Source organism: Capnocytophaga sp. (assembly GCF_030532915.1).
Taxonomy (GTDB): domain Bacteria; phylum Bacteroidota; class Bacteroidia; order Flavobacteriales; family Flavobacteriaceae; genus Capnocytophaga.
The window spans coordinates 4214-11657 of record NZ_JAUNKD010000054.1 but is presented as its reverse complement, the minus strand read 5'-3'; the positions used below and the strand labels follow the sequence as shown (position 1 = coordinate 11657).

At 40.9% G+C, this 7444-nt stretch carries 8 protein-coding genes; all 8 read right to left on the bottom strand.

Going from position 1 to position 7444, the window contains the following annotated elements; genetic code table 11:
• Positions 1–259 (bottom strand): hypothetical protein (locus tag Q4D72_RS11425; RefSeq protein WP_303077994.1); only part of this gene is annotated, 259 nt, incomplete at its 3' end.
• A 10-nt stretch (positions 260–269) separates the two neighbouring features.
• Positions 270–812, bottom strand: coding sequence for a hypothetical protein (locus Q4D72_RS11420; RefSeq protein ID WP_303077993.1), 543 nt, complete (start codon positions 810–812; stop codon positions 270–272).
• Between the two features lie 142 nt (positions 813–954).
• Positions 955–1419, bottom strand: a complete 465-nt coding sequence (locus tag Q4D72_RS11415; protein WP_303077992.1) for a hypothetical protein — start codon at positions 1417–1419, stop codon at positions 955–957.
• Between the two features lie 23 nt (positions 1420–1442).
• Positions 1443–2048 carry a hypothetical protein gene (locus Q4D72_RS11410; RefSeq protein WP_303077990.1) on the bottom strand — a complete coding sequence of 202 codons (606 nt, stop codon included), beginning with the start codon at positions 2046–2048 and terminating at the stop codon, positions 1443–1445.
• A gap of 2 nt (positions 2049–2050) precedes the next feature.
• Positions 2051–2245 carry a hypothetical protein gene (locus tag Q4D72_RS11405; protein WP_303077989.1) on the bottom strand — a complete coding sequence of 65 codons (195 nt, stop codon included), beginning with the start codon at positions 2243–2245 and terminating at the stop codon, positions 2051–2053.
• An 11-nt stretch (positions 2246–2256) separates the two neighbouring features.
• The gene (locus tag Q4D72_RS11400; RefSeq protein ID WP_303077988.1) at positions 2257–5916 is read right to left on the bottom strand and encodes a right-handed parallel beta-helix repeat-containing protein; all 3660 of its coding nucleotides are present in this window, start codon (positions 5914–5916) and stop codon (positions 2257–2259) included.
• Position 5917: 1 nt separating this feature from the next.
• A complete protein-coding gene (locus Q4D72_RS11395; protein WP_303077987.1) occupies positions 5918–6454 on the bottom strand; it encodes a carboxypeptidase-like regulatory domain-containing protein in 537 nt (178 codons plus the stop codon).
• Between the two features lie 2 nt (positions 6455–6456).
• Positions 6457–7251, bottom strand: a complete 795-nt coding sequence (locus Q4D72_RS11390) for a hypothetical protein (RefSeq protein WP_303077986.1) — start codon at positions 7249–7251, stop codon at positions 6457–6459.
• Positions 7252–7444: the final 193 nt, after the last annotated feature.

Here is a 7444-nt window from a genome sequence, read left to right as displayed (position 1 = left end):
ATACGCGATAAACCTTACCTTGTAACAGTCCTGCCGTTGAAAAGTTAAAATCTTGTGCCGTAACGTTTTGCAATGTTAAATCAACATAGAGGCGTACGCGTTTCCAATTGATGTCAAAGCGTTTTACATCGCTGATTTTCAAGAGCATTTTTTCAAACACTTCGGCAGCTTGTGTTTTTTTGGCGCTGGCAAAACTCATCAGCGACACCGCCAGCACGCCCACGGTTCCTAAAACCAAATATTTTCTGTCTATTTTCATTTTTTTTGTTTTAAAAAGGAAGTAACTTTCTGATTATCTTATAATTATTTATACAAAAATACATCAACCAACCCCCGCCTATCCACGCCAAAATTTGTATCCACACGGGCACGTATTTTTCAGAAACGCGCACAATTTCAAACCGATAATTTTCTGTTTTTTGCTGACTTTTTTCCGTTTTAAATGCGGAAAAAGTGCTATCTAAAATAGCGTAGGCCGTAAGCGTTTTTTTGTATTCATCGTAATAAAATCCGTACTCGTTACTGCCTGACTTCTTTTTGGTATTGAGCAATTTAAGCAGGCGTTGCACTTCGATTTGGCAAAGGCTGTCGCACTTTTTGTCGCGCGTTTCGGGCATCGGAACGGGCAGCACAAGCGAATCGTTGATGCGCAAGTTTTTCATCACAAAAAGTTCGTTCTGTCGGCTGAAAAAATCAGTCCGCACCGTGTCGGAGTGGCTTTGTACGCCTTTGCACGCCGTTAAAAAAGCAATTGCCCACATTGCCAGCAACAGCCACAGCAGAAAACGATTGTCAAACAGGATTTTTTTCATTTATAACTTGTTTTCATTAAACTTATTTTGTATCTTTGCCCCGTAAGCAGTTCACATTAATCGACTTGCAGGTATCTACCATAATTATTTATGCTGACCTGATAATGTGAATTGCTTATTTCTTTTTACCTACTTCAACATTTTATTTTTCATCTTTCTGTGTATTTTTTTCGTTCATATAATCCACTACCGACTTGACGATTTCGCCCAAATCATCGCGGTTGGTGATGATTTTGCCCACGAGCTGCCCGGCATTGTCCAGCCGTACTTTGTCTTCGGCTTTTTCGTAAATCGATTTGATTTCTATCAGGCATAAAAGCAAGGCTCCGATGAGGGTAACGAACGGAAAAAACAGAATTTTATAGTCGTAATATTGTTCGGCGTACCATACGGCTGACATCTGCATCGCATCGGCTACGGTTAAGGCTATCAGTACGTTATAATATTGCGCTATTTTCGTGATGGTACGTCGATACCCGTAAGAAGTACGTGTTACGTTCATTTGTTTTGCCTTGCGAACGCCACTCCACAAATCTGCCAAAATGGCGAACATCACTAATAAATAAATGCCGAAAATGATCCAAAGGGTTACAAAAATTTTTTCCATATAAAAGTTTAATGAGTTAGTAATCAGTTATTAAGTACAAAATCGTTAAGCCAGAGAAATTGGCGGGGAAATTCATTCCAATCAAAAGAAACGTCAAGCGTATATACTTTGCCGACTTCGATATACGGGTTTTCAGGAAAGGTAATTTCCTTAGTATCATTGCTATACGCCCAATAGCCCGAAACCACGATGTTTTGCTTTACAAAACTGCCTTCCCCGAGAAAATACCCTTTAACGGAAAAATCGGTAATTTCACCCAAATAAGCGGGAGGATTTTCCAAGCGAAATGCTGATTTTGAGATGGCTATGGCGCTTATTTTTTCCTTTTTGGATGGCAAAATGTTGTCGGTATTGCCTACCAATCGGCATTCGCCCACTTCATCTGCAACGAAAATACTGGCATTTTTAAGTCCGTCGGAATACACATAAAACGAACACGGGCGCAGGATTTTGCCTTCGTCTTTTAAAAAATCGCTTACCTTTTGGATTGTATCATTTTCATTTTCAAACAGATGTGTATATTCGGCTACGTTTCTGTTATAGCGAATAAAATCGGCAATGAGTTCATCTGCCTTGTGTTCAGGCAGCGGCATTGTGTTGGTTACGAATGTTTTAAGTTGTTTTTCCATTGTTAGGTTACCAGAGAATGAAAGCCTTTGAAATTCGGCTTTTGTGTTGTAATTTCTTTAGTTTGAATTAGTTGCTTTTCAAGTGTGGTGATTTTTTCAATCAGGCTTTTTTCGGTAGGATTTGGCACTCCTACTGAGCCCCCCGTTGCCTTCACTTCAACCACAATTTTACGCTGGGAATTAAGTTTGTTTATCATAGCTCACATTTTTACGCCGTCCCTTCTAAATATTCCCAACGATTTGCATCTATCTTACGCATTTTAAGTCGTTTACCTCGTGCGAGAGCAAATTCTTGAATGCCGTATGCCAAGCCTTCAATGTCGGTCGGACTTTCAAATTTCAGCTTGACTTCACCGGTAGACGAGTTCTTTACAAAATGCTCCACGCCTGTAACAGGAACAGCATCTTTAAAAATCACATTACCCGCATCCGATTTATCAATGAATGTATTTGAAAAAGTGTTATCTACGATTAAATCTCCTGTTTTTTTGACAAACTGACAATCAGGGTGTAACGTAAAGGTAAAACTCGGATGCTTGGGTGAAATTGAATTTTTGTCGAAACTGTTAAATACATCCTTATAGCCAATTAGCAAAGCCTCAATGATTTCAACATTTTCCATATCAGCAAGTCTGCTAATATCCTGATTGAATGAAATCGCCCAATCTTTGAACGATGCCTCATCTTTGGCGTAAAATTCAGGACGCACAATGCGAATGTTTTTAATTCCTACTCCGGCTTGTTTAGCACTGATTGTACCGTCTTTCTCTGTAATATTGAAGGCAATAGGGGCAATCGTAGGCTTTTCAGTAGCTCCGACACGGGTAATGCGCCTTGTGGTACAGTCATAAAACTTCGGATTGTCTACTTCGGTATGATAATTTGCCGATATGTGATTACTAAAATACAATGCACATTGTTTCGAATTATAAAATCGTGGTTTTATGACCCTTACATATCCAACAGAATTATCCGTAGGGCAAGATGAATGCAGCATATCTTTGTGGAATTCACAATGATGTACCTCCACTTTCATAATTAGATCCATTGGTTTACCTTTGCGATACCACGGCGGAGTTGCCGAATTGTGCGAAGTAATATTAAGCCCAATACAACGATACCCTTCGTTATTGTCAAATACACAGTTATACAGGCGAAGCCCGTCGATGTGACGGTCAGCATAATCCGGCTCGCAATTAATTCCGTAACTCAAAGAGCGGTACACTCTTGACGGCAATCCGGGGTCTAAACTGCCCGGATAGTTCACAAATTTTTCGTAAGGAGATGAAATGTTACTAATACGATAATTATGTATTTCCACATCATTACAGCTACCTACGAAAATACCTTCCCTACGGCAATCTTCAATTTCGGCGTTGTAAAAACGGGAATTAAACAAGCCACCTATCAAAATACCATCACCCGGAAAACGCGCAAACTTCATATCCCGCAAGATGATATTTCGAGCGCCTGAAAAACAGACACCGTGTCCCCACTCATTGAAGGTCTGCCCTTCGTGGTATCGGTAGCCGTGTTCCCACTTATCGCCTTCAAAAAAACCGCCCTCGACAACAATGTCGTTGGCTATAAAATCACCCATCCAAAGCAATGAATACACATCGGATTTTGTCGGACGCATTTTCCAATGCGCACCTTGCGAGAATCGAACCCAGCTTCCCGATTTTGGTTTTACGCCCCAAACATTAGAACAGTCAAATTCATATTTACCTGCCAGCACCAACACTTTGTGGTTCACGGCAAATAACACTTTATAATAATTCAATCGGTCGCCAATAACGTCGGAAGGTGTGATGACAATTCCGTGTTCTTTAGCAAAAAAATCTTCAACCCGACAAAGAAGCGTCCATTCGCCTCCGGCTCCGAGTTTGTAATACACCAAACCTTTTTGTTGCTTGAATGTCGGAATTTTCATTGTTTTTCGATGCGTTTGCCCTTTGAGCATTTTTATGGGGAATAGCATTTCCCAGTCCACATTGTCATATGAATACTCAATCATCTCACCGACAACTCGAAGATACACCTTTTGAGTATCAACAGTTTCTTTTTTCTTAAAAACGTTTTGCGTAAGCAACGGAACTTGTTCAATATCACCGGACAGGTTGGCTACCTGATAGTTATCCACATTATTAAGGAACTGTTTAGCCCCTGATTCGGTTTCGGTAAGCAAAAACTGCGGCAAATGACTTTTGGAATTACAGTCAAAAAGCCACTGTTTAGTGCCGGCTCCGGAGGCTTTGAAAGCGGCTTTATTTTCGACTAAAACATAATCACCGTTGGCATTGAGATTCAACGAATTGCTATTTTCACCACGGTCAAGCACGCTTTCTTGTGAGGTCTCGCTATATTTGCAATTGATCCGAACAATAGCCTCACCACCTGTTAGTTTTGAGGCGTTTTGCACATTGTTCACTTTGCTGTTGATTTCTACTACTTTGGTTTTCTCCTTACCGGAAGCCGTTAAATACTCAAAACCAAAGGTTTTATTATCATTAGCTTGGGTATTTTCAAGCCATACCTCCTTCACGTTAATGGTTTGCAAACCACCTCCCAGCGGATTGAATTTAAATCCGCAACCGCTGAAAAACAATCGAGTATTTTGCTGTGCTGCCGAATTATGCACACGAAGCCCCGCTACATTATTTACATTGTAAAAATTAATGCCTTGCGTGTAAATAAACGGAACATTGCCTTTTATGTTGAAATTCAACTGCTTTTGAATGTGAATATATGATGTAGACGAAATACTTTCGTTATGATTTTGTTTGATATACAGGCTTTTCGTTTCCGCATCATAATAGTACGCCGGAAAACTGCCTTTTTCTTTCAATTCTTCTAACGAATCAAACTTTTTATACGGAAGCAGTGAATTTCGATCGATGTTGAACGATTTTTCTTGGTCGTGCTCAAACATCCCGATAACCCAACTGATATTGGCAATCTTCCAAATATCTGCTGCTTCGTCTTCTTTGGTTGAACCGCTGATGAAGAAGTGGGATGGCAGTAAACCGCCGTTACTTACTTGGTTCGGCGCTACGATAATAAGCGGCTCGTCTCCTATAATATTAAGGTCTTTTAAATCATAATTACTTTGAATAACACCGTTGTTGGTAGCGATTTCAATGTAACGACAACCTTTTACATTGATGGCATCGGTAACGGAACGCAGGGCGGTTTGGGGCGTAAGCCCGTCATTGGTGTCTTTGCCTGTGTCGGGATTGACGTAGTATTTTGTCATTGTTTCGGCTTTTGCCTTAACAAATTCGTCCCAAATACCTCCAAACTGCGGCATAAACTTTCCGTTTTTATGTAATACTTCAAAAGGCTTAAATTCAAACTCTTGTGGATAGATGAATTGCTTGTCGTAATCAATTTTCATCGCTTTGTGCCATTGCCCTTTGGAATATAGTTCAATATGTTCGCCAAGTTCGTCTTTTCTGATGAGTTTTTGTTTTTCATCTTCGGAAATGCTTTGCCCTTTAAGGCTTTCAAGCCAAGCGGTTTCATCGCCTTGAAAACCATTATCAACGGCGATTTGATATGCGGATTTGCCGTTTGCTCCTTGCTCACCTCGCAAACCGCGTTCGCCTCGCTGACCCTGAACGCCTTGAATACCTTGCGCTCCTTGTAGCCCACGCTCACCACGTTCACCTTTGAGTTTTTCCTTTGAAAGGGTTTCCCCGTTGGCGAGCAAAATATCATCGCTTTTCGTTTTTTTTAGAATGTTTGCCGAATTTTCTTTGAAGTCGGAAAGGAGCTGGCGGTCGGCTTCGGATAAATTGCCGGCTTGCCCGTCTACTTTCACTTCCAAAACTATTTTATTGCTGTCTGTATTTCGTCCTACTGCCATTTTACTTCTTTTTATTGTTGTTTTTACTGAAATAATACGCCCCACCAATTACGCCCAATGTGATGATTGCCAGCCAAATCCATTTTTTATTTTTGGCTAATTTATCATTCATTGACGGCGTTACCTCTACTTTTTTGGTGGGGGTTGTCGGTTGCGCCGTGGCGTTACTGTTTGGTTTTTTGGGAGTTACCACAACGGGCGCAAGCTCGTTTACGTCGGTTTGCAAGTAAATCACAGCCGGCACTTTCCCCGCTTTGATTTTCAGTGTTTTAAAACCGATATAGCTAATTTCAATATCATCAGAAGGCGAGGCTTGCAAGCTAAAACTACCGTCATCGCCGGTTGTGGTTCCTTTGTTGAGGGTGCGATTGACCACGTGCGTACCTCCAAGCGGTTGCTTGTCATCAGCGGCAAAAACTTTTCCTTTGATGGCTTTTTTGCAAATGGTACATTCCGAAATTACCTTCGGTTTCAAATGTTGGGCAGTGAGGGGTGCGCCCATCGCTTCGTACAGATTATATTTTACAAATGTGTTCATACTTAATTGATTGTGTCTTTAATTTTATTGTCCCAAACTAAGCCGTAGCCGGATTTAAACAGCCCGCCGTCAATGATGTAAAAACGACTTTTGTCCGAGTGCTTGACTACGCGATGCACCTTGCCGATTTCGTCATTGTAATTGACTGTTTTCCAGAGTTTATTTACCTGTCGCCACTTGCGAATTTTCGCGTCCCAAACCGCCTGGTAAATGGTCATCGGGGCTTTCATTGCCGAAAAAACCGTAGCGCCTTCCGGAAGCACTTTCATAGGGTTGGGATTGCCCTCCTTGCCTTGGATGATGTCGAAGAATTTCTGAAATTCTTTTGATGAAAATCCGTTTTTCAAATCATCGGCTAACACACTGTCAAACAGAATGTAATATGCTTTTGATACTTCTTTCAAATCGGTTACTTTGCGGGCGATGCTGAATAATTGCTTTTCGTCTGTCCACAGATGCAGGTCGTCCAATACCCAACTGAGTGCGCCGGGAAATTCCAATTTCGTGAACGACTTACGGATGATTATTGCTGCTTGCACGTTGGGGTCGCCGATGTGTTTTTTGGCGTAATTCTTTCGTTTCCAGCGTTTGAATAATTTCGGACCAAAAACAACCCCCGTGATGATAATCGCCGAGATAAAAAGTTTCGGAACGTACTCACGCATAAAGTCTTGCTGTTTTTCAATGGCACGAAAACCTTTGTCCACTATCTTATCGCCCGCCTTTGAGTTTGCCACGCCCGTTACCGTTGCCACAGCTGCCGGATTGCCCAACCTTTTTGAGGTTTGTTTTTTCATAACTTTTTGTTTTAGTGAGGATTAAAGTCCGAAAAACTTTTTGACCGTTACCCATAACAGCGGATTGGTTAAATAATCCTTTGCCTTTTTACTTTTGGAAAGCAAAAGTAGTTTTTCAAGTACTTTTTCATCTAACTTTTCAAGTTCTTGTATGTATTTTTCTTTCATTTTCTTGTTTTTTAAGATTTTAGTT

Bases quoted from the DNA above. Each gene is read 5' to 3' on its own strand.
- Q4D72_RS11420 (WP_303077993.1), bottom strand. From the start codon at position 812: ATGAAAAAAATCCTGTTTGACAATCGTTTTCTGCTGTGGCTGTTGCTG.
- Q4D72_RS11415 (WP_303077992.1), bottom strand. From the start codon at position 1,419: ATGGAAAAAATTTTTGTAACCCTTTGGATCATTTTCGGCATTTATTTA.
- Q4D72_RS11410 (WP_303077990.1), bottom strand. From the start codon at position 2,048: ATGGAAAAACAACTTAAAACATTCGTAACCAACACAATGCCGCTGCCT.
- Q4D72_RS11405 (WP_303077989.1), bottom strand. From the start codon at position 2,245: ATGATAAACAAACTTAATTCCCAGCGTAAAATTGTGGTTGAAGTGAAG.
- Q4D72_RS11400 (WP_303077988.1), bottom strand. From the start codon at position 5,916: ATGGCAGTAGGACGAAATACAGACAGCAATAAAATAGTTTTGGAAGTG.
- Q4D72_RS11395 (WP_303077987.1), bottom strand. From the start codon at position 6,454: ATGAACACATTTGTAAAATATAATCTGTACGAAGCGATGGGCGCACCC.
- Q4D72_RS11390 (WP_303077986.1), bottom strand. From the start codon at position 7,251: ATGAAAAAACAAACCTCAAAAAGGTTGGGCAATCCGGCAGCTGTGGCA.